This is a genomic window from Cellulomonas sp., assembly GCF_965229465.1.
Classification (GTDB): Bacteria; Actinomycetota; Actinomycetes; order Actinomycetales; family Cellulomonadaceae; genus Cellulomonas.
The window spans coordinates 4,325,067-4,345,204 of sequence record NZ_OZ245882.1; the positions used below are offsets into that span (position 1 = coordinate 4,325,067).

The 20,138-nt window shown below is 72.8% G+C and carries 17 protein-coding genes; 10 read left to right on the plus strand and 7 right to left on the minus strand.

The genetic code is table 11. The annotated features are described in order from the left end of the window. Positions 1-50: 50 nt before the first annotated feature. Complete coding sequence (locus tag ACO06A_RS20360) at positions 51-1,283, minus strand: hypothetical protein (RefSeq protein ID WP_421734002.1); 1,233 nt, start codon at positions 1,281-1,283, stop codon at positions 51-53. After that, positions 1,280-2,734 (minus strand): NADP-dependent phosphogluconate dehydrogenase, encoded by a 1,455-nt coding sequence (gene gndA / locus ACO06A_RS20365; RefSeq protein WP_421734003.1) that lies wholly within the window; start codon positions 2,732-2,734, stop codon positions 1,280-1,282. The genes ACO06A_RS20360 and gndA overlap by 4 nt, the downstream gene beginning before the upstream one ends. A 203-nt stretch (positions 2,735-2,937) precedes the next feature. Between gndA and ACO06A_RS20370 the strand changes: the two genes are divergently transcribed. The 5 genes from ACO06A_RS20370 (at position 2,938) to ACO06A_RS20390 (ending at position 8,974) form a co-directional block, all read left to right on the plus strand. Then, the gene (locus ACO06A_RS20370) at positions 2,938-3,522 is read left to right on the plus strand and encodes a DUF3000 family protein (RefSeq protein ID WP_175347835.1); all 585 of its coding nucleotides are present in this window, start codon (positions 2,938-2,940) and stop codon (positions 3,520-3,522) included. 71 nt (positions 3,523-3,593) lie between these two features. Beyond that, positions 3,594-4,112 (plus strand): response regulator transcription factor, encoded by a 519-nt coding sequence (locus ACO06A_RS20375; protein ID WP_421734004.1) that lies wholly within the window; start codon positions 3,594-3,596, stop codon positions 4,110-4,112. Between the two features lie 92 nt (positions 4,113-4,204). After that, a complete protein-coding gene (locus ACO06A_RS20380; protein ID WP_421734005.1) occupies positions 4,205-5,500 on the plus strand; it encodes an HRDC domain-containing protein in 1,296 nt (431 codons plus the stop codon). Positions 5,501-5,621: 121 nt separating this feature from the next. Then, a complete protein-coding gene (locus ACO06A_RS20385) occupies positions 5,622-6,866 on the plus strand; it encodes a thiolase family protein (protein WP_421734006.1) in 1,245 nt (414 codons plus the stop codon). A 5-nt stretch (positions 6,867-6,871) separates the two neighbouring features. Further along, positions 6,872-8,974 carry a 3-hydroxyacyl-CoA dehydrogenase NAD-binding domain-containing protein gene (locus ACO06A_RS20390; protein WP_421734007.1) on the plus strand — a complete coding sequence of 701 codons (2,103 nt, stop codon included), beginning with the start codon at positions 6,872-6,874 and terminating at the stop codon, positions 8,972-8,974. Here ACO06A_RS20390 and pflA read toward each other — a convergent pair. The 3 genes from pflA to dxs all read right to left on the minus strand — a co-directional run bounded on the left by pflA (position 8,971) and on the right by dxs (position 14,086). Further along, the gene (pflA, locus tag ACO06A_RS20395; RefSeq protein ID WP_421734008.1) at positions 8,971-9,834 is read right to left on the minus strand and encodes a pyruvate formate-lyase-activating protein; all 864 of its coding nucleotides are present in this window, start codon (positions 9,832-9,834) and stop codon (positions 8,971-8,973) included. The genes ACO06A_RS20390 and pflA overlap by 4 nt on opposite strands. 5 nt (positions 9,835-9,839) lie before the next feature. Continuing rightward, positions 9,840-12,113 carry a formate C-acetyltransferase gene (gene pflB, locus ACO06A_RS20400; protein ID WP_421734009.1) on the minus strand — a complete coding sequence of 758 codons (2,274 nt, stop codon included), beginning with the start codon at positions 12,111-12,113 and terminating at the stop codon, positions 9,840-9,842. An 89-nt stretch (positions 12,114-12,202) separates the two neighbouring features. Further along, a complete protein-coding gene (gene dxs / locus ACO06A_RS20405) occupies positions 12,203-14,086 on the minus strand; it encodes a 1-deoxy-D-xylulose-5-phosphate synthase (protein ID WP_421734010.1) in 1,884 nt (627 codons plus the stop codon). Between the two features lie 179 nt (positions 14,087-14,265). Between dxs and ACO06A_RS20410 the strand changes: the two genes are divergently transcribed. Genes ACO06A_RS20410 through ACO06A_RS20430 form a run of 5 tightly spaced genes read left to right on the plus strand, consistent with a single transcriptional unit; the run spans position 14,266 to position 18,430 of the window. Continuing rightward, positions 14,266-15,720, plus strand: coding sequence for a GuaB1 family IMP dehydrogenase-related protein (locus ACO06A_RS20410; protein ID WP_421734011.1), 1,455 nt, complete (start codon positions 14,266-14,268; stop codon positions 15,718-15,720). 5 nt (positions 15,721-15,725) lie between these two features. Then, positions 15,726-16,418 (plus strand): type 1 glutamine amidotransferase, encoded by a 693-nt coding sequence (locus tag ACO06A_RS20415; protein WP_421734012.1) that lies wholly within the window; start codon positions 15,726-15,728, stop codon positions 16,416-16,418. Further along, a complete protein-coding gene (locus tag ACO06A_RS20420; RefSeq protein WP_421734013.1) occupies positions 16,415-17,101 on the plus strand; it encodes an NUDIX hydrolase in 687 nt (228 codons plus the stop codon). Before ACO06A_RS20415 ends, ACO06A_RS20420 begins: the two co-directional genes overlap by 4 nt. A gap of 1 nt (position 17,102) precedes the next feature. Then, entirely contained in the window at positions 17,103-17,972 is an 870-nt protein-coding gene (locus ACO06A_RS20425) for an aminoglycoside phosphotransferase family protein (RefSeq protein WP_421734014.1), read from the plus strand. Between the two features lie 20 nt (positions 17,973-17,992). Continuing rightward, the gene (locus ACO06A_RS20430) at positions 17,993-18,430 is read left to right on the plus strand and encodes a DUF1801 domain-containing protein (RefSeq protein WP_421734015.1); all 438 of its coding nucleotides are present in this window, start codon (positions 17,993-17,995) and stop codon (positions 18,428-18,430) included. 3 nt (positions 18,431-18,433) lie between these two features. Here the strand turns inward: ACO06A_RS20430 and ACO06A_RS20435 are convergent, their stop codons facing one another. Both ACO06A_RS20435 and ACO06A_RS20440 read right to left on the minus strand, forming a co-directional pair. Further along, complete coding sequence (locus ACO06A_RS20435; protein WP_421734016.1) at positions 18,434-19,237, minus strand: LLM class flavin-dependent oxidoreductase; 804 nt, start codon at positions 19,235-19,237, stop codon at positions 18,434-18,436. After that, positions 19,234-20,082, minus strand: a complete 849-nt coding sequence (locus ACO06A_RS20440; RefSeq protein ID WP_421734017.1) for an alpha/beta hydrolase — start codon at positions 20,080-20,082, stop codon at positions 19,234-19,236. The genes ACO06A_RS20435 and ACO06A_RS20440 overlap by 4 nt, the downstream gene beginning before the upstream one ends. Between the last annotated feature and the right edge of the window lie 56 nt (positions 20,083-20,138).

The window sequence follows — 20,138 nt, forward strand, 5'->3', positions numbered from 1 at the left end:
ACGCACGAGAGGCCGGCACCCCGCCCAGGGTGCCGGCCTCTCGCACACGGTCAGAAGCCCGTCGACGTGACCTCCGGGTAGTACCGGCGGAACTTGCGGACCTGGTTGACCAGCGCCATCCACACGTACAGGCGGCGCCGGGGCGACAGGTCGCCGCGGTACTGCAGCGGCCGGGCCACCGCCTTCGCCTGGATCAGTCGGCGCACGCGGGCGGCCAGCTCGGGATCGCGCACGTAGCGCAGCAGCAGCCGGTTCGGGACGACCGAGTACAGGATCTCCTTGTCGACGACGACCGGCGGCACCGAACGGCCCTCGACGGCGTCCTCGACCACGAACCGCATCGGGTTGGCCCCCGCGGCGGTGACGTAGTAGTTGTTCCGGCCGATCCGCGGGTTGACCTCGAAGAACCGGAACACACCCGTGCGCGGGTCCACCTTGACGTCGAAGTTGGCAAAGCCGCGGTACCCCGTCGACGCGAGGAACGTCCGCGCCTGCTCGAGCATCGCGTCGTCGCGGGTGGTGATCATCGCCGCCGGGTTGCCGAGCCCGGACGGGGTGTGCTCCTCGAGGAGTACGTGCGCCGAGCACAGCAGGGTGATCTCGCCGTGCGTGTCCACGTACGCGGTGATGGACCGCATCTGCGTGTCGTCGCCGGGCACCAGCTCCTGCACGACGAACCTGCCGCGGAAGCCGGCCCCACGCAGGGCGCCCCAGAGCCACGTCAGCTCCTCGGGCGTGGCGATCTCGAAGACCTTCTTCTTGCCCTCGAACTCGACGTCCTGGTAGTCCGCGCTGCTGGCCGCCTTGGCGATCAGCGGGTACTCCAGGTCGACGGGTGCGGCCTCCCACGGCTCCGAGCCGAACTCCTGGACGATCGTGCGCGGCACCGAGATGCCGAGGTCGTCACAGATCTCCGCGAACGTGGCCTTGTCGGAGATCCGGTCGAGCAGGTGCTCGGACAGGAACGGGACCACGTAGTACTGCTCGAGCAGCGCGCGGTGCTGGACGACCACGCGGACCAGCCAGTCCGAGTTGGCCATGAGCAGCAGCCGGCTGTCGGAGTTGGCCTTCGCGACCTCGACCAGCCGGTCCACCAGCTGACGGGGGTCGTGACCGTCCGCGACGATCTCGTGCCGGACGATGCGCGAGTGCGCGACCGGACCGAGCGCCGCACCGGCCACCACCACCGACGTGACGCCGTAGGCCTCGTGGAACGAGCGGGCCAGGGCGTACACGCCGATGTCGGCGCCGAGGATGACGGGCTGCAGCGGGGTCCCGCTCACGCGGTCTGCTCGGTGCGGTCGCCGGACCACTCGGTGTGGAACGTGCCGTCCTTGTCGGTGCGCCGGTAGGTGTGCGCGCCGAAGAAGTCGCGCTGCGCCTGGATCAGCGCGGCGGGCAGCCGCTCGGCCCGGACGCCGTCGTAGTAGGACAGCGACGACGCGAACGCCGGGGTCGGCACCCCGTGCAGCGCCGCGCCTGCCACGATGCGGCGCCAGGCGGCCACGCCGTTGCCGACCGCACCGGTGAAGTACTCGTCGGCCAGCAGCAGCGGCAGGTGCGCGTCGCGCTCGTAGGCCTCGGTGATCCGGTTCAGGAACCGGGCGCGGATGATGCAGCCGCCGCGCCAGATCCGGGCCATGGCCCCGCGGTCGATGTCCCAGCCGAACTCCGCGGACGCCGCGGCGATCTGGTCGAAGCCCTGCGAGTACGCGACCACCTTGGAGGCGTACAGGGCCAGGCGCACGTCCTCGATGAACGCGTCCCGGTCCGTGATGTCCCACTCGGTGGTGTGGGCCTGCAGGACGCCGACGGCGGCGGAGCGCTGCGGCGCCGACCCGGACAGCGCGCGGGCGAAGGTTGCCTCCGCGATCCCGGTGATCGGCACCCCCAGGTCGAGACCGTTCTGCACGGTCCAGCGTCCGGTGCCCTTCTGCTCGGCCTGGTCCAGCACGATGTCGACGAACGCCGACCCCGTCTCCGCGTCCACGTGGCCCAGGACGTCCGCGGTGATCTCGATCAGGAACGACTCCAGGTCACCGGTGTTCCACTCGGCGAAGATCTGACCGATCTCCGCGGCGGTGGCACCCAGCCCCTGGCGCAGCAGGTCGTACGCCTCGGCGATCAGCTGCATGTCGGCGTACTCGATGCCGTTGTGCACCATCTTCACGAAGTGCCCCGCGCCGTCCGGCCCCACGTAGGTGCAGCACGGCACCCCGTCGACCTTGGCCGAGATCTTCTCCAGGATCGGGCCGAGGGACTCATACGACTCCTTGGTGCCCCCGGGCATGATCGACGGGCCGAGCAGCGCACCCTCCTCGCCACCCGAGACGCCGGACCCGACGAAGTGCAGCCCCTTCTCGCGCAGAGCACCCTCACGCCGGATCGTGTCGGGGAAGTGCGCGTTGCCGGCGTCGACGACGATGTCGCCCTCCTCCAAGAACGGCACCAGCTCGTCGATGACCGCGTCCGTGGGGCCGCCCGCCTTGACCATGACCACGATCTTGCGCGGGCGCGCGAGCGACGCGACGAAGTCCTCGACCGACTCCGACGGCACGAACGTGCCCTCGTCTCCGTGGTCCGCCACCAGCGACTCGGTCTTGGCGTAGGACCGGTTGTGGATCGCCACCGTGTAGCCGTTGCGCGCGAAGTTCCGGGCCAGGTTGCGGCCCATCACCGCCAGTCCCGTGACGCCGATCTGCGCCGTTCCGGTGGCGGTTCCTGAGGCAACCATGCGGGAGAGCTCCTTCGATCGGCGGCCGGCGCGTGCCACGTCCACGACGGCGGCGGCGCAGGTGCTGGGCACGTGCGGCGGCAGGTCGGTTGCGGCGGCATCCGGGGTTTCTGGGTGCGCGGGCCAGCCTAGTCCGGTGCGGCGAAGACGGGCGCGGCGTGCCGGACGCCGAGACGGACCCCCCGGTGCGTACGCTCCACTGCGTGACACCCGCCGGTCCAGAGGACGTCCCCGTCGAGTTCGTGAGCGCGCTGCGTTCGTTGCGCCGGGTGACCGTCCGCCCTGAGGTGATCCTCGACGAGGTGCCGGGGCCGGCGCGCATCGCCCCGTTCTCCGCCGCACTCACCGCCGAGGTGCGCACCGCCCGCCGGTCGGTCGCCGCCTCCGAGCTGGCGTCCGGACGCTTCGTCGTCCTGTACGACCCGGCGGGACAGGAAGCCTGGGACGGCCACTTCCGGCTGGTCACGCTCGTGCGGGCGACGCTCGAGGCCGAGGTCGGCGCCGACCCGATGCTGGCCGAGGTGGCCTGGACCTGGTTCACCGACGCGCTCGAGGAGTCCGGTCTCGACGCGCACGCCGCCGGCGGCACGGTCACCCGGGTGCTGTCGCAGAGCTTCGGCGCCCTGGAGCGCCGCTCCGAGCAGACCGAGCTGGAGATCCGCGCCTCGTGGACGGCCGCCGACGAGGATCTCGGTCCACACCTGCAGGCCTGGGGAACCCTCCTGTGCACCGCAGCCGGTCTCGAACCCCTGCCCGAGGGCGTCGTCGCCTTCGGGCCGAGGCGCTGAACACCAGCCCGGGGGGGCACGCGCAACGCAACCGGCTCAAGTCGCCAGGTCATGGTGCCGATGACTCGCCTGTGACCATCGAGCCGCTGCGACGAGACCTGGCCCCGGCCCGACGGCCGGAGCTGCGGACCTCCGTGCCCGGGTCGCGCACGGTGCCGCCGAGCTCCACCCAGCAGATGTGCGTGGTCGTCACCGAGGTGGCGGACGGGGACGGTGCCACCCTGGTGCGCAACCTGCGGCGCCGTGGCGCTCCGCGCGTCGTGGTGCTCACCCGCCGGGCCAGCCGCCCCGAGCTCGGCATCCTGCTCCAGGGCGGGTTGCGCGGGGTCGTCGCCGGTGCCACCGCCCCGAGCCTGCCGCGGGCCGCGGCCGTGACCGCCCCACCGCCGCCCCTGCCCGACCTGACGGCCCGCGAGGTCAGCGTGCTCAAGCTCGTCGCCGACGGCCGCACCAACCGCCTCATCGGCGAGGATCTCGGCCTGTCCGCGCTCACCGTGAAGAGCCACCTGGCCCGCATCTCCCGCAAGCTCGGCACCGGTGACCGGGCCGAGCTGGTGGCCATCTCCATCCGCGGCGGCGTCCTGTCCTGACCGGCCCGCGTACGGATGCCGCACCGGCAGTCGTACGCGCCGCCCGCGCGGCCTGCACAGATGCGTCCGCCTCGTCGCTTACCGTTGACCTCATGCGACCTGAGGCCACACCCGGCGCTCCTGCTGGGGCACCCGAGCCTCCGGCGAACCCTGACGACGCCCCGGCTGTCGAGCCCGCTCCCGAGATCGTCATGCTCACCGAGCCCGCCGAGGGCGTCCCGCCGGTGGTGGAGACGCCCGAGGCGCTGGCCGCCGTCGTCGCCGCGTTCGAGGCCGGCACCGGACCCGTGGCCGTGGACGCGGAACGCGCGTCGGGCTACCGCTACGGCCAGCGCACCTACCTGGTCCAGCTTCGCCGCGAGGGCGCCGGCACCGCCCTCATCGACCCCATCGCCGTGCCTGACCTCTCCTCGCTCTCGGACGCCCTGGTGGGTGTCGAGTGGGTGCTGCACGCCGCGTCGCAAGACCTTCCGGGGCTCGCCGAGCAGGGCCTGCGGCCGAGCCGCGTGTTCGACACCGAGCTCGGCGCGCGCCTCCTCGGGCTCGACCGGGTCGGACTGGCCGCGGTCGTCGCCGACGCCCTGGGCCTCGGACTGGCCAAGGAGCACTCGGCGGTCGACTGGTCGACCCGGCCGCTGCCCGCCGAGTGGCTGCGCTACGCCGCGCTGGACGTGGAGCTCCTGGTCGAGCTCCGCGAGGTGCTGGCCGAGCGGTTGGCCGTCGCGGGCAAGGCGGAGTGGGCAGCCCAGGAGTTCGAGGCCGTCCGCACCGCGCCCCTGCCGCCGCCCCGGATCGAGCCGTGGCGCCGGGTCTCCGGCCTGCACGCCATCCGCGACGCCCGCCGCCTCGCCGTCGTCCGCGAGCTCTGGCTGACGCGCGACCAGAACGCCCGCACGCGGGACATCTCGCCCGGCCGTGTCCTGCCCGACCACGCGATCGTCGCCGCGGCGCAGGCGCTCCCCACGTCCGTCGCCGCGCTCACGGCCCTGCCGGCGTTCGCCGGCAAGGGCACGCGCCGCCGGGCTGCCCTGTGGCAGCAGGCCATCGACCGGGGCCTCGCAGCACCGGAGGCAGAGCTCCCGTCGGTCCGCGGCCCGAAGAGCGACGCGCCGCCGCCGCCGCGCGCGTGGGCGGAGAAGGACCCGCAGGCCGCCGCCCGCCTCGTCGCCGCCCGTGACGTGGTCGCACAGCTCTCGACCGCCCACGAGGTGCCGGCCGAGAACCTCCTCCAGCCCGACCTGCTACGCCGGCTGTGCTGGACGCCCCCCGCCGCCCTTGACGCGGACGGGGTCACCGCGTTCCTCCAGGCGGGCGGCGCGCGGCCATGGCAGATCGGCCTCGTCGCGGAGCGGCTTGCCGAGGCGTTCGCGGCCGTCCCGCAGGACTAACGTCCCTGTTACTCTTCAGTAACTTATGGCTGGCCACGCCCGGGGACCCCGGGTAGCGTCGGCCATCTCGGGCCCGCCCTCGCGTGCTCGTCGGACACCGCCGTCCCGCCCTGGAGGCTCGATGCCCACCACATCTCCGCGACCCGCAGCCCTCGTCCGCCGCGTCGTCTTCGTCGACGGGGTCCGCACCCCGTTCGGCCGCGCGCGCAAGGACGGGCTGTACGCCCACACCCGCGCCGACGACCTGGCCGTCAAGACGGTCCGCGAGCTGCTGCGCCGCCACCCGCAGCTGCCGCCCGAGCGCATCGACGAGGTCGCGATCGCCGCGACCACGCAGCAGGGCGACCAGGGCCTGACCCTCGGCCGCACGGTCGGCGTGCTCGCCGGGCTCCCCCGGACCGTCCCCGGCTACGCGATCGACCGCATGTGCGCCGGCGGGATGACCGCGGTGACCAGCACGGCCGCCGCGATCGGGTTCGGCGCGCAGGACATCGCGCTGGCCGGCGGGGTCGAGCACATGGGCCACCACCCGATGGGCTTCGAGGCCGACCCGAACCCGCGCTTCCTGTCCGAGCGGCTGGTCGCCAACGACGCCCTCAACATGGGGGTGACGGCCGAGAACCTGCACGACACGTTCCCGGCACTGACCCGCGCGCGTGCCGACGCGTACGGCGTCGCCAGCCAGGACAAGTACGCCGCGGCACTGGCCGCCGGCAAGATCGACCCCGACCTCGTCCCGGTCGCGCTGCGCGACCCGGAGAACGGCTGGGGCCTGGCCACGGCCGACGAGCCCCCGCGGCCCGGCACCACGGTCGAGGCGATCCAGAAGCTGCCGACCCCGTTCCGCGCGGGAGGCCGCGTCACCGCCGGCACGGCCGCACCTCTCACCGACGGCGCCGCGTCGTGCCTGCTGGCCGCCGAGGAGACCGCCGCTGAGCTGGGCCTGCCCACGCGCATGCGCATGGTGGCGTTCGCGTACGCCGGCGTGGAGCCCGAGATCATGGGCATCGGCCCGGTGCCCGCCACCGTCAAGGCGCTCGACCGCGCCGGCCTGACCATCGAGGACATCGGCCTGTTCGAGATCAACGAGGCGTTCGCGGTCCAGGTGCTCTCGTTCCTCGACGCGTTCGGCATCGCCGACGACGACCCGCGCGTCAACCAGTACGGCGGCGCTATCGCCGTCGGCCACCCGCTGGCCTCGTCGGGCGTGCGCCTGATGACCCAGCTGGCCCGCCAGTTCGAGGAGTACCCCGACGTGCGCTTCGGCCTGACCACCATGTGCGTGGGACTCGGCCAGGGCGGCACCGTCATCTGGGAGAACCCGCACCACGCCGACTACGAGCCCTTCGAGGGGAAGACCAAGTGAGCGACATGAGCACCGAGACTCCTCGCGCGGAGCGCGTGAGCCACGCGATCGCCCGTGACGTCACGCTGCCCGGCGGCGCCGGCACGCTGGCGCTCGTCACCATCGACAACGGCCTCGACCACACCAAGCCGACCACGCTCGGCCCCCTCGGCATCGCCGAGCTTCATGCCACCCTCACGGCCGTGCAGGCGCGCGTCGCGGCGGGCGAGATCGTCGCCGTCGCCGTCACCGGCAAGCCGTACTACCTGGCGGCGGGGGCGGACCTCACCCAGATCGGCACGGTCCCCGGGCGCGACGGAGCACTCCTGCTCGGCCAGGGCGGGCACGCCGCCTACGAGCTGCTGCACTCCATGGGCGCCCCGACCTTCGCGTTCGTCAACGGCGTCGCCCTCGGCGGCGGCCTCGAGCTGGCGCTCAACTGCGACTACCGCACGGTGGCCTCCGACGTCCGCGCGCTCGCGCTCCCGGAGACCGGCCTCGGCCTGGTGCCCGGCTGGGGCGGGGCGTACATCGTGCCGCGGCTCGTCGGCATCGAGAAGGCGCTCGACGTCATCCTCACGCGCCCCGCGGCCAACAAGCCGTTCGCGGCCGTCGAGGCCACGAAGCTCGGCCTCATGGACGTCGTCCTCGACCCGGCCGACTTCCTCGAGGAGTCCATCCGCTGGGCCGCTCGCGTGGTGACCGGCGAGGTCGTCGTCCCCCGTCGCGAGCTCGACAGCGCCGAGCTCTGGGACGGTGTCGTCTCAGCGGCCCGCCAGCGCCTGGACGCGGTGATCAACCGGTCCCGGCCCGCGCCCTACCGCGCGCTCGACCTGGTCGCGGCTGCACGGACGGCGTCGCGCGAGGAGGCCTTCGCGGCCGAGGACGAGGCGCTCGCCGACCTGATCATGAGCGACGAGATGCGCGCGTCGGTGTACGCGTTCGGGCTCGTGTCCGGCGGCAAGAAGCCCGTCGGCGCCCCCGACCGCTCGCTCGCCCAGCCGGTCACCCGCGTCGGCATCGTCGGTGCGGGGCTCATGGCCGCGCAGATCGCGATGCTCTTCGCGCAGCGGCTCGGCGTCCCCGTCGTCATGCGGGACCTGGACCAGGAGCGCGTCGACAAGGGCCTCGCAGCGGTGAAGTCCTCCGTCGACCGCCTCACGTCCACCGGTCGGATGAGCGAGTCGGCCGCCAGTCGGCTGCTCGGGTCGATCCAGGGCACCACGGACCTCGCCGAGTTCGCGTCCTGCGACCTGGTGATCGAGGCCGTGACCGAGATCCTCGACCTGAAGAAGAAGGTCTTCGCCGAGCTGGAGACCGTCATCTCCCCGACGACGATCCTGGCGACGAACACCTCCGCGCTGTCCGTCACCGCCATGGCGGCCGACCTCCAGCACCCCGAGCGCGTGGTCGGGCTGCACTTCTTCAACCCCGTGGCCGCGATGCCGCTGGTGGAGGTCGTGCAGGCCGAGCGCACGTCGCTGGAGGCGCTGGCCACCGGGTTCGCGGTGGCGGCCAAGCTGCGCAAGACGGCCGTGCTGGTGGCGGACCGTCCCGGCTTCGTCGTCAACCGGCTGCTGGTCCTGCTGCTCGGCGTGATCGTCGACGCCGTCGAGAAGGGCACCCCGGTGGAGGTGGCGGACCGCGCGCTGCGGCCCCTCGGCCTGCCGATGCCCCCGTTCGAGCTGTTCGACCTCGTCGGACCGGCCGTCGGACTGCACGTGCTGACCTCGCTGCGCGAGGAGCTGGGCGACCGGTTCCCCCGCTCCCCCGGCCTGGAGAAGCTGGTCGCCGACGGGACCACCGTGGTGCTCCCCGCGAAGGCCAAGGGCCTGCCCAAGCCGGTCGACCCGGCGATCCAGGCGGCGTTCAGCGAGACGACCGGCACGCCGCTCGACGAGGCCGGCGTGCTGGACAGTGTGCTCACCGCCCTCACGGTCGAGGTCGGGCACATGCTCGAGGAGGGCGTCGTCGCCACCCCGCAGCAGATCGACCTCTGCATGATCCTCGGCGCGGGCTGGGGCTTCCACCTGGGCGGGCTCACGCCCTACCTCGACCGCACGGGCTACTCGGAGCGCGTCCTGGGACGCCGGATCCTGCCCGACGGCGTGGCCAACGTGCCGGCCTAGAAGACCGCCAGCCCCCGGTCCCGGAACGTCGCGCGCACGCGCTCGATGAGCTCCGGGGTCGGGGGTTGTGTCGCGTCCAGCTGGTACCGCATCCCCAGCTCGTCCCACTTGTCGCGGCCCATCTGGTGGAAGGGCAGCACCTCGACCCGCTCGACGACGGACCCGAGCTTCACGACGTGGTCGGCGACGGCCTCGACGTTCTCGGGGGCGTCCGTCAGGCCGGGGACCAGCACGAACCGCACCCAGGTGCGCTTGCCGGCGTCGCGCAGCCGCGCGCCGAAGTCGAGCGTGGGCTGCAACGCCCTGCCGGTCGCCTTGCGGTACGTGTCCGGCAGGCCGGACTTGATGTCGAGGAGCACCAGGTCGATGTCCGCGAGCATCGCGTCCGTGCACTGGCTGCCCAGGAACCCGGACGTGTCCACCGTGGTGTGCACGTCCATCGCCTTGGCGCCCCGGAGCAGGCGGGCCAGGTAGGCCGGCTGCATGAGGGGCTCACCGCCCGAGATCGTCAGCCCGCCGCCCGTCGCCTTGAACACCGGGCGGTAGCGGGCCACCCGCGCGAGGATCTCGTCGGCCGGCACGTCCGTCCCCCGACGCATCTGCATGGTGTCGGGGTTGTGGCAGTACAGGCACTGGAGCGGACAGCCGGCCAGGAACACGGTCAGGCGCGTGCCCGGGCCGTCCACGGCCGTGACCAGCTCCCAGGAGTGGACCGAACCGACGGACCCGGACCGGACCGCGGCCATCTTGGCGGCGTGGTCCAGCTCGACCGAGGTGAGCCCTGCCGTGCCGGACCGCGACCTGGGCAGACCCAGGTGCACGGCCGGCCACGGCGCCGCTTCGTGCACCTGGGTGGTCATGACCTTCAGACCGATCCGTGGAACGTGCGCGACAGGACGTCGAGCTGCTGCTCGCGCGTCAGCCGGACGAAGTTCACGGCGTAGCCCGACACCCGGATGGTCAGCTGCGGGTACTCCTCGGGGTGCTCCATGGCGTCCTCGAGGGTCTCGCGGTTGAGCACGTTGATGTTCAGGTGGAAGCCCGACGACATCATGAACGCGTCCAGCAGGCCGACCAGGTTGGTGACCTGCTCGTCGCGGGTGCGCCCCAGACCGGTCGGGATGACCGACGAGGTCAGCGAGATGCCGTCCTGCGCCTCGCCGTAGGGGATCTTCGCGACGGACAGTGCCGAGGCGAGCATGCCGTGCGCGTCCCGCCCGTTCATCGGGTTGGCGCCCGGAGCGAAGGGCTGGCCGGCGCGGCGTCCGTCGGGCGTGGAGCCCGTGGACTTCCCGTAGACCACGTTCGACGTGATCGTCAGGACGGACTGCGTGTGCAGCGCCTTGCGGTACGTCGGCGTCTTGCGCAGCTTGGTCATGAACAGCTCGACCAGCCACACCGCGATGTCGTCGGCACGGTCGTCGTCGTTGCCGTAGGTCGGGAACTCGCCCTCGACCTCGTACTCGGTGATGAGGCCGTCGACGGTCCGTACCGGGTGCACGGCCGCGTACTTGATGGCCGACAGGGAGTCGGCGACCACCGAGAGCCCGGCGATGCCGCAGGCCATGGTGCGCAGGATCGCACGGTCGTGCAGGGCCATCTCGAGGCGCTCGTACGCGTACTTGTCGTGCATGAAGTGCACGCAGTTGAGCGCGTCCACGTACGTCTCGGCGAGCCAGTCGAGCGTCCCGTCGAGCTTGGCCACGACGTCGTCGTAGTCGAGGACGTCACCGGTCACGGCCGGCGCCGAGGGGGCCACCTGCTTGCCGGTCATCTCGTCGCGACCGCCGTTGATGGCGTAGAGCAGCGCCTTGGCCAGGTTGATCCGCGCGCCGAAGAACTGCATCTGCTTGCCGACCCGCATGGGCGAGACGCAGCACGCGATCGCGGCGTCGTCACCCCAGGAGTCGCGGATCAGGTCGTCGGACTCGTACTGCAGCGCTGAGGTGTCGATGGACACCTGCGTGCAGAAGCGCTTGAAGCCCTCCGGCAGACGGTCGCTCCAGAGCACCGTCAGGTTGGGCTCGGGCGCCGGGCCCAGGTTGTAGAGCGTCTGGAGGAACCGGAACGACGTCTTGGTGACCAGCGTGCGGCCGTCCTCGCCGATGCCACCGATGGACTCGGTCACCCACGTCGGGTCGCCCGAGAACAGCTCGTCGTACTCCGGGGTGCGCAGGAACCGCACGATGCGCAGCTTGATGACCAGGTCGTCGACGAGCTCCTGGACGTCCTGCTCGGTCAGCCGGCCCGCGGCGAGGTCACGCTGCATGAAGACGTCGAGGAAGGTCGACGTGCGGCCCAGGGACATGGCCGCGCCGTTCTGCTCCTTGACCGCACCGAGGTACGCGAAGTACAGCCACTGCACGGCCTCCTTGGCCGTCGTGGCCGGAGCGGAGATGTCGTAGCCGTACGTGGCGGCCATCGCCTTGAGCTCCTGGAGGGCGCGGATCTGCTCCGCGTTCTCCTCGCGGTCGCGGATGACGTCCTCCGACGAGCGCTCCTTGTCGAGGTCCGCGCGGTCCTCGCGCTTGGCCGCGATCAGGGCGTCGACGCCGTACAGGGCCACGCGGCGGTAGTCGCCGATGATCCGGCCGCGGCCGTACGCGTCCGGCAGGCCGGTGATCAGGTGCGAGGACCGGGCCGCGCGCACGGCGGGGGGGTACACGTCGAAGACGCCGTCGTTGTGGGTCTTGCGGTACTTGGTGAAGATCTCGCCGACGATCGGGTCGGGCGCGAAGCCGTAGGTCTCGAGCGCCTTCTCGACCATCCGGTAGCCACCGTTGGGCATGATCGCGCGCTTCAGGGGCGCGTCCGTCTGCAGCCCGACGATGATCTCGTGGTGACGGTCGATGTAGCCGGGCTCGTGCGACGTGATCGTCGACGGCGTGTGCTGGTCGATGTCGTAGACGCCACGGGCGCGCTCGGCCGGGAACATCTCGGTCAGCTTGGCCCAGATACCGGTCGTCCGGGGGGTCGCACCCGCCAGGAACGACGCGTCGTCGGTGTACGGCGTGTAGTTGCGCTGGATGAAGTCACGGACGTCGATCCGGTCCACCCAGGGCCCGGTGACGAAACCCTCCCAGGCAGGCCTCACGGCGGTCTCGATCCGGGTGCTCGCGGACACGGTGCTCGTGGACATTTGCGCTCCTCCGACGTTGCTGATACCTCGACGCTACGGAGGTGGCGGGCATTCGTCCCAGGACCTAAGGCCCCGTGTGATGCGGGTCATCAGGAGGACAGCCCCAGCGCTGCGAGCGTATCGCGCGCGATGTCGGCCGGACGCAGGCGCAGCTCGGTCACCAGCTGCTCGCGGGTGGCGTGGTCGAGGAACTCACGCGGGATGCCGAACGCCTGCACGGGGGTGCTGATGCCGGCCTCGCGCGCCCGCTGCGCGACCACCGATCCGAGGCCGCCGTCGACCACGCCGTCCTCGATGGTGACCACGTGGTCGTGGTCCCCGACCAGCTTGGTGAGGGCCCCCGAGACCGGGAGGACCCAGCGGGGGTCGACGACCGTGACGCGCAGCCCGTGCGCCGCCAGCACCTCGGCCGTCTCGAGCGCGGTCTGCGCCATGGCCCCGTACCCGACGAGAAGGAGGTGCGGCGAACCGGCGGGCCCGTCGTGCCGGGCCAGGACGTCGATGCCGTCGAGGTGGTCGATGGCGGGCACCGGGTCCACGAGGGCGCCCTTCGGGTACCGGACGACGGTGGGCGCGTCGGCGACGTCCACCGCGGTGCGCAGGGCGTCGCGCAACGTCTCCTCGTCGCGCGGCGCGGCCAGGCGCAACCGCGGCACGACGCCGAGCATGGCCATGTCCCACATGCCGTTGTGGCTCGCGCCGTCGGAGCCGGTGAGCCCGGCGCGGTCGAGCACGAACGTCACGCCGGCCTTGTGCAGGGCGACGTCCATGAGGATCTGGTCGAACGCGCGGTTGAGGAACGTGGCGTACACCGCGACGACCGGGTGCAGCCCGCCGAAGGCCATTCCCGCGGCGGACGTCGCCGCGTGCTGCTCGGCGATGCCGACGTCGAACACGCGCGACGGGAACTCCGCGGCGAACGGGGCGAGCCCCACCGGCTGGAGCATCGCCGCGGTGATGGCCACGACGTCCGGACGTCGGCGCCCGATGCGCACCAGCTCGTCGGCGAACACGCTGGTCCACTCGAACCGCGAGGGCGCCACGGGCAGGCCGGTCTCGGGGTGGATCTTGCCGACCGCGTGGAACCGGTCCGCGACGTCCTGCTCGGCCGGCACGTAGCCCCGGCCCTTCTCCGTGATGACGTGCACGATGACCGGGCCGCCGAACGCCTTGGCGTTGCGCAGCGCCCGCTCGACCGCGCGCACGTCGTGACCGTCGACGGGGCCGACGTACTTGATGCCCAGGTCCTCGAACATCCCCTGCGGGACCAGGACGTCCTTGATGCCCTTCTTCATGCCGTGCAGCGCGTCATAGGTGGCGCGGCCGGGAGGCCCGGAGCGGCGGAGCGTGCGCTTGCCCCAGGACAGGACGTTCTCGTAGCCGCGCGTGGTGCGCAGCGTGTCGAGGTGGTGGGCGAGGCCGCCGATCGTCGGCGCGTAGGAGCGGCCGTTGTCGTTGACGACGATCACGAGCCGGCGGTCCTGGCCGGCCGCGATGTTGTTCAGCGCCTCCCAGGCCATGCCCCCGGTCAGCGCACCGTCCCCGATCACCGCCACCACGTGCCGGTCGCCGCGGCCCTGGAGCTCGTTGGCCTTGGCGATGCCGTCCGCCCAGCTCAGCGCGGTGGACGCGTGCGAGTTCTCGACCACGTCGTGCTCGGACTCGGAGCGGCTGGGGTAGCCCGACAGCCCGCCCTTGCTGCGCAGCTGCGAGAAGTCACGGCGGCCGGTGAGCAGCTTGTGCACGTAGGCCTGGTGGCCGGTGTCGAACACCATGGTGTCCAGCGGCGACTCGAACACCCGGTGCATCGCGATGGTCAGCTCGACGACGCCGAGGTTCGGACCGAGGTGTCCGCCGGTGCGGGAGACCCGGTCGACCAGGAACGTGCGGATCTCGGCGGCGAGGTCGTCGGCCTGGCGAGGCGTGAGCCGGCGCACGTCGTCCGGGGAGCTGATGCGATCGAGCAGACCCATGGTGGTGCCTCCTCCTCCGGTGTGCGGCGACGATGCCGCACCGTGCGGACGCCGAAAGCTGTGTCCACACTGTACGGGGACCGGGGCCTGCCGACCCGCTGGGCCTGGTCAGGTGCCCGTGGAGGCCCCGTGAAGAGCCGGTCGCCAACGACTACCATGGACCGGAAAGGGGAACACCCATGCGCTTCCTGCCCGGCCACGCGGCCACCTCCGACCTCACGTACGGAGACGTCTTCCTCGTCCCGTCGCGTTCTGAGGTCACCTCCCGCTTCGACGTCGACCTCACTGCGGTCGACGGCACCGGCACCACCATCCCGATCGTCGTCGCCAACATGACGGCCGTCGCCGGACGCCGGATGGCCGAGACGGTCGCCCGCCGCGGGGGCATCACTGTCCTCCCCCAGGACGTCCCGACCGACGTCGTGGCCGAGGTCGTCGCCTCGGTCAAGATGCGGCACCCCGTCGTGGAGACCGCCGTCGTGGTCAGCCGCCACGACACCGTGCACACCGCCCTCACGCTCATCGGCAAGCGCGCGCACGGCGCCGCGGTGGTGGTGGACGACGGCAAGCCCGTCGGGGTCGTCACCGAGGCGGACTGCCAGGGGGTCGACCGCTTCACCCAGGTAGGCGAGGTCATGACCGCCCACCCGACCACGGTGGACCTCGCGATGATCGAGCAGGGCGGGCTGCGCGGGCTGGAGGCGGCCTTCGAGAAGCTGCACGGCTCCCGCCGCAAGTTCTCCCCCGTGGTGCGTGACGGCGAGCTCGTCGGCGTGCTCACCCGGATCGGCGCGCTGCGCTCGTCCATCTACCAGCCCGCCGTGGACGGCCAGGGACACCTGCGCGTCGCGGCGGCCGTGGGCATCAACGGCGACGTGAAGCAGAAGGCCCTCGAGCTGCTCGAGGCCGGGGTCGACGTCCTCGTGGTCGACACCGCGCACGGCCACCAGCGCAAGATGCTCGACGCCCTCGGTGCCGTCCGCTCGCTCGACCCGCAGGTGCCGGTGGTCGCGGGGAACGTGGTCACCGCCGAGGGGACGCGCGACCTGATCGCCGCCGGCGCGGACATCGTCAAGGTGGGCGTCGGACCGGGTGCCATGTGCACCACGCGCATGATGACCGCCGTCGGGCGCCCCCAGTTCTCCGCGGTGCTCGAGTGCGCGGCCGAGGCACGGCGCCTCGGCAAGCACGTGTGGGCCGACGGCGGCGTCCGGCACCCGCGCGACGTCGCCCTGGCGCTCGCGGCCGGTGCCTCGCAGGTCATGGTCGGGTCCTGGTTCGCCGGCACCCACGAGTCGCCGGGCGACCTGCACGAGGACGGCAACGGGCGGCTGTACAAGGAATCGTTCGGGATGGCGTCGGCACGGGCAGTCGCCGCCCGCACCAAGGGCGGCTCCGCGTTCGACCGGGCCCGCAAGGCCCTCTACGAGGAGGGCATCTCCTCCTCCCGCATGTTCCTGGACCCCCGCCGTCCGGGCGTCGAGGACCTCATCGACACGATCACCGCCGGGGTGCGCTCGGCGGCGACGTACGTGGGCGCCACGACGATCGACGAGCTGCACGAGCGCGCAGTCGTCGGGATCCAGTCGGCCGCGGGCTACGAGGAGGGGCGCCCGCTGCCCGACGGGTGGTGACCGGCATGCGTCCCGTCCTGGTGATCACGCACGCACCCCACGAGGGCCCCGGCCTCATCTCTCGCGGGCTGGACGCGCCCCTGCGGGTGCGCACCGTCCTCGACCTCGAGGACGCGCGGCTCCCCGCTCTCGACGAGGTGTCGGGCGTGGTCGTGATGGGCGGCCCCATGGACGCCGACGACGTGCGGGGCCACCCCGGCCTCGCCGCCGAGCGGGCGCTCCTCGCGGCCGCGGTCGACGCGGACGTGCCGGTGCTGGGGGTGTGCCTGGGCATGCAGCTGCTCGCGCTGGCGCTCGGCTCGCACCTGCACCTGCGGGCCGCCACCGAGATCGGGTTCGCGCCCGTGGACATCGACGTCGAGGACCCCGTCCTCGGCGCGCTCGGCACCCGGCCCACGGTGCTGCACTGGCACTCCGACACGGTCGACCTGCCGCCGGGCGCCACCCTCCTGGCCTCGACCGAGGCGACGCCCGTGCAGGCGTTCCGCGCCGGCAGCGCGCTGGGCCTCCAGTTCCACCCCGAGCTCGACGCCGGGATGCTCGACCTCTGGCTCTCGACGCCGGACATGGTCGGCGAGCTCGGCGACGACGACATCGACGAGATCCGCGCGGCCGGCCGCCGGCACCTGCCCGGTCTGGTCCCCGCCGCCGAGAAGATGTTCGCCGGCTTCGGGGAGCTCGTCCGGGCCCGGGGATGACCGAGCCGACGCCGGAGGTCGGCGGGGCGCGTGCCGAGCTGCTCGACCTGTGCGCGCGCGGCGTCGACTGGCGGATGGACCCGGCCCGCGTGCTCGAGGACGCCTCGACGGCCCGGCCCGCCGCGGTGCTGGTGCTGTTCGGCGCACTGGACACCGCCCCCGCACGCACCGAGTCGCCGGCGGTCGCCCGCGACCTCGACGTGCTGCTCCAGCGACGCTCCCGGACGCTCGGGCACCACGCCGGCCAGATCGCGTTCCCCGGTGGGCGGCTCGAGAAGTCCGACGCCGGGCCGCGGGAGGCCGCGCTGCGCGAGGCCGTCGAGGAGGTCGGCCTCGACGCGTCGGGCGTCGAGGTGCTCGGCACCCTCCCTCCCCTGCCGGTGCCTGTGAGCAACCACCTGGTCACGCCGGTGCCGGCGTGGTGGACCCACCCGTCACGGGTCGCGGCGGTCGACCACGCCGAGACGGTCGACGTGTTCCGGGTCCCCGTCGCCGACCTGCTGGATCCCGCCAACCGCGCGAGCGTCGAGCACACCCGGTGGGGCCGGACCGTCCGCACCCCCGCGTTCACCGTCGACGGGCGGCTGGTGTGGGGGTTCACGGGGATCGTGCTGGCCCGGATGTTCGACGCGCTCGGCTGGGCCGTGCCGTACGACGCCCACCGGATCGTGCAGGCCCGCTGACGTGGTCCACCCGATCCCGGAGATCGAAGTCACCGAGGACCTCGCGCGCAGGCTCCTGCGCGAGCAGCACCCCGACCTCGCCGACCTCCCGCTGACCTGGTCCGGGACCGGCTGGGACAACGCCCTGTGGCGTGTCGGGGAGCACCTGGCCGCCCGGTTCCCGGTGCGGGAGCTCGCCGCTCCCCTGGTCACGCACGAGCAGCGGTGGCTACCCGTCCTGGCGCCGTGGCTCCCGGTCGACGTGCCGGTGCCCGTGCGGGTCGGGACGCCCTCGGGCACCTACCCGTGGCCGTGGAGCGTCGTGCCCTGGTTCGACGCGGTCGCGGCCCACCGGACCCCCGTGGCGGGCCGGGCGGCCTGGGCGCCGCAGCTGGCGGACGTCTTCGTCGCGCTGCACCGCCCGGCGGCCGACGACGCACCGGTCAACCCGTTCCGAGGCGTCCCGATCGGCCCTCGCGAGCACCCCCTGCGCGAACGTCTCGACCACCTGGACCTCGCCGACGGAGACCGCGTCCTCGAGCGCTGGCGCGCCCTGGCGGCCGCTCCCCCGTGGGACGGCCCCGCGCTGTGGCTGCACGGCGACCCGCACCCGGCCAACCTCCTGGTGCACGACGGACGGCTGCGGGCGGTCATCGACTTCGGCGACGTGACGTCCGGGGACCCGGCCTCCGACCTGTCGACCGCGTGGCTCACCTTCGACGGCGAGGGCCGGGCAGCGTTCCGGGACCGGTTGGCCTACGACGACGCGACCTGGCGGCGCGCGCAGGCCTGGGCGCTGCACATGGCGGTCGTGCTGCAGATGCATCCGGTGGACCACCCGACGCTCGCGGAGATCGGACGCCACGGGATCGTGCAGGCGCTCGCCGACTGATCTCGCGGAATACTGGCGCCATGGCGAGCGAGCCCAACAAGACCGCCCCGACCGATGCGGACGTCGACGCGTTCCTCGCGGCGGTCGAGAACCCGGTGCGTCGTCGGGACGCGCTCCGCCTGGTCGAGCTGATGACCCGGGTGACGGGTGAGCAGCCGAGGATGTGGGGGCCGAGCATCGTCGGCTTCGGCGCCTACCACTACGAGTACGCGTCGGGTCGGCAGGGCGACACGATCGCCGCCGGGTTCTCTCCGCGCAAGGCCGCGACGACGGTCTACCTCGCCGACGGTGTCGAGGCGCACGCCGGCCTGCTCGCGGGCCTCGGCCCCCACACGACCGGCGCGAGCTGCGTCTACATCAAGGACCTCGACGCGATCGACCTGGGCGTCCTCGAGGAGGCTGTCCGCCGCTCGTACGCGACCGTGAGCGCAGAGTCGTTCGGCACGGACGCGGGCTGACCGTCAGCTCGACGGTCCCGCCCGCACCATGCCCCGCACCGAGTCCAGCCGCAGCGTCGCGGGGTCGACGTCGGTGAGGACCCACGTCGCACCCGCGGCCACCCAGGGAGCCGGGTCCACCCCAGGCGCCAGGTCGATCGCGACGTCGTAGGGCCGCGCCGGGTCGGTGCGCAGGTCGCCGACCCGCGCCACCGCCTCCGCCAGCTGGTCCGGGGACGTGAGGTTGACCGGGAAGAAGCCGTCGTGCCGGGCCGCACGCCGCAGAGGCCGCAGGTTCCCGGGGAACGCCGCGACCCAGACCGGGATGTCGCCGCGCACCGGGGTCGGGGCGAAGGTCATGCCGTCGACGAGGTGGTGCGTCCCGTGATGGTGCACGGCCTCACCGGTCCACGTCGAGCGCAGGATCTCGAGCGACTCGTCGAGCAGCTCGGCGCGCGTCCGGTCCTCGACGGGTTCGCCCGTGCGCGCGTACTCGCCGGCGAACGAGTCGCTGCCGACGCCGACGCCGAGGACCAGGCGCCCGCCGCTGAGCCGGTCGAGAGCCACGGTCTCTCGCGCGACCTTGGTGGGCCGACGCCGCGCCAGGGGGCTCACCATGGGTCCGAGCACCAGGCGGTGCGTCACCGCGGCCGCGGCCGCGAGGCTGACCCACGGGTCGCCCACCGCAGTCACCGGCGCCCGCCAGGCGAGCTGGTCCCACACGAAGAACCCGTCCCACCCCGCGGCCTCGGCCTCGACGGCGAGGTCGGCGACGACCCGGGGGTCGGCGAGCTCGTCGAACAGCGGCAGCCACACCGCGGACCTCATCGCGCACCCCGCGGTGCCGTGTGCTCCAGCAGCGCCGCCGTGAACTCGTCCCACCGGGCCGCTGGCAGCTCGTGACCGGCACCCTCGAGCACGACGAGCCTCGCCCCCGGGATCGCGTCCCGCAGGGCGTACCCGTGGGGCAGCGGGAAGACCGGGTCCAGCTCGCCGTGGACGACGAGCGCGGGCACGCCGACGTGGCCGAACCCTCCGTGCACCGGCCCCGGGGTGTCGATGGCGAAGTGGTTGTTCGCGGCGCCCGGGTCCGTGGAGCGCGCCAGATCGAGCTCGACGAGCCGACGCACGTGCACCTCGTCGAACAGGGTGGAGTCGCCGTCGTACGCCCGGATCACCGCGACGACGTGCTCGACCCAGGCGTCGTGGTCGTCGACCGCGGGCGCGGGTGCCTCGACGGCGTCCCTGAAGGCGAAGCTCGGGCCGGGCAGGCCGGAGTCACCCGTCGTCGTCGACATGAAGGTCACGCTCGCGACGCGGTCGGGGTGGTCGACGGCCAGGATGAGCGCCGTCCCTCCCGACATCGAGCGGCCCACCACGTGGACCGTGTCGAGGCCGAGCGCGTCGGCGATCGCGAGGGCGTCGTCGGCCAGGTCCCTCATGTCGTAGGCCGGGTGCCCCCCTCGCGACACCGTCGACCGCCCGGTGTCGCGCTGGTCGTAGCGGATGACGAACCGGCCGCCGGCGGCCAGCCGGTCGCACAGCTCCTCCTCCCACCCGATCATCGACGCGGCTGCGCCGTGGATGAGGAGGATGGCCGGGTCGCCGCGGTCCCCGGCGGTCTGGACGCACAGCTCGACGTCACCGACACGGATCATGGTCTCGGGGTTCATGGGATCGACGCTAGGACGCGGCCGTCACCGGGGAAAGCGATTGTTCCTGATAGTGA

What these genes read in the sequence shown, in the direction of transcription:
- ACO06A_RS20440 (WP_421734017.1), bottom strand. Translation starts at nt 20,082, where the DNA reads ATGAACCCCGAGACCATGATCCGTGTCGGTGACGTCGAGCTGTGCGTC.
- ACO06A_RS20385 (WP_421734006.1), top strand. Translation starts at nt 5,622, where the DNA reads ATGCCCACCACATCTCCGCGACCCGCAGCCCTCGTCCGCCGCGTCGTC.
- pflB (WP_421734009.1), bottom strand. Translation starts at nt 12,113, where the DNA reads ATGTCCACGAGCACCGTGTCCGCGAGCACCCGGATCGAGACCGCCGTG.
- ACO06A_RS20410 (WP_421734011.1), top strand. Translation starts at nt 14,266, where the DNA reads ATGCGCTTCCTGCCCGGCCACGCGGCCACCTCCGACCTCACGTACGGA.
- gndA (WP_421734003.1), bottom strand. Translation starts at nt 2,734, where the DNA reads ATGGTTGCCTCAGGAACCGCCACCGGAACGGCGCAGATCGGCGTCACG.
- ACO06A_RS20435 (WP_421734016.1), bottom strand. Translation starts at nt 19,237, where the DNA reads ATGAGGTCCGCGGTGTGGCTGCCGCTGTTCGACGAGCTCGCCGACCCC.
- ACO06A_RS20430 (WP_421734015.1), top strand. Translation starts at nt 17,993, where the DNA reads ATGGCGAGCGAGCCCAACAAGACCGCCCCGACCGATGCGGACGTCGAC.
- pflA (WP_421734008.1), bottom strand. Translation starts at nt 9,834, where the DNA reads ATGACCACCCAGGTGCACGAAGCGGCGCCGTGGCCGGCCGTGCACCTG.
- ACO06A_RS20415 (WP_421734012.1), top strand. Translation starts at nt 15,726, where the DNA reads ATGCGTCCCGTCCTGGTGATCACGCACGCACCCCACGAGGGCCCCGGC.
- ACO06A_RS20380 (WP_421734005.1), top strand. Translation starts at nt 4,205, where the DNA reads ATGCGACCTGAGGCCACACCCGGCGCTCCTGCTGGGGCACCCGAGCCT.
- dxs (WP_421734010.1), bottom strand. Translation starts at nt 14,086, where the DNA reads ATGGGTCTGCTCGATCGCATCAGCTCCCCGGACGACGTGCGCCGGCTC.
- ACO06A_RS20420 (WP_421734013.1), top strand. Translation starts at nt 16,415, where the DNA reads ATGACCGAGCCGACGCCGGAGGTCGGCGGGGCGCGTGCCGAGCTGCTC.
- ACO06A_RS20390 (WP_421734007.1), top strand. Translation starts at nt 6,872, where the DNA reads ATGAGCACCGAGACTCCTCGCGCGGAGCGCGTGAGCCACGCGATCGCC.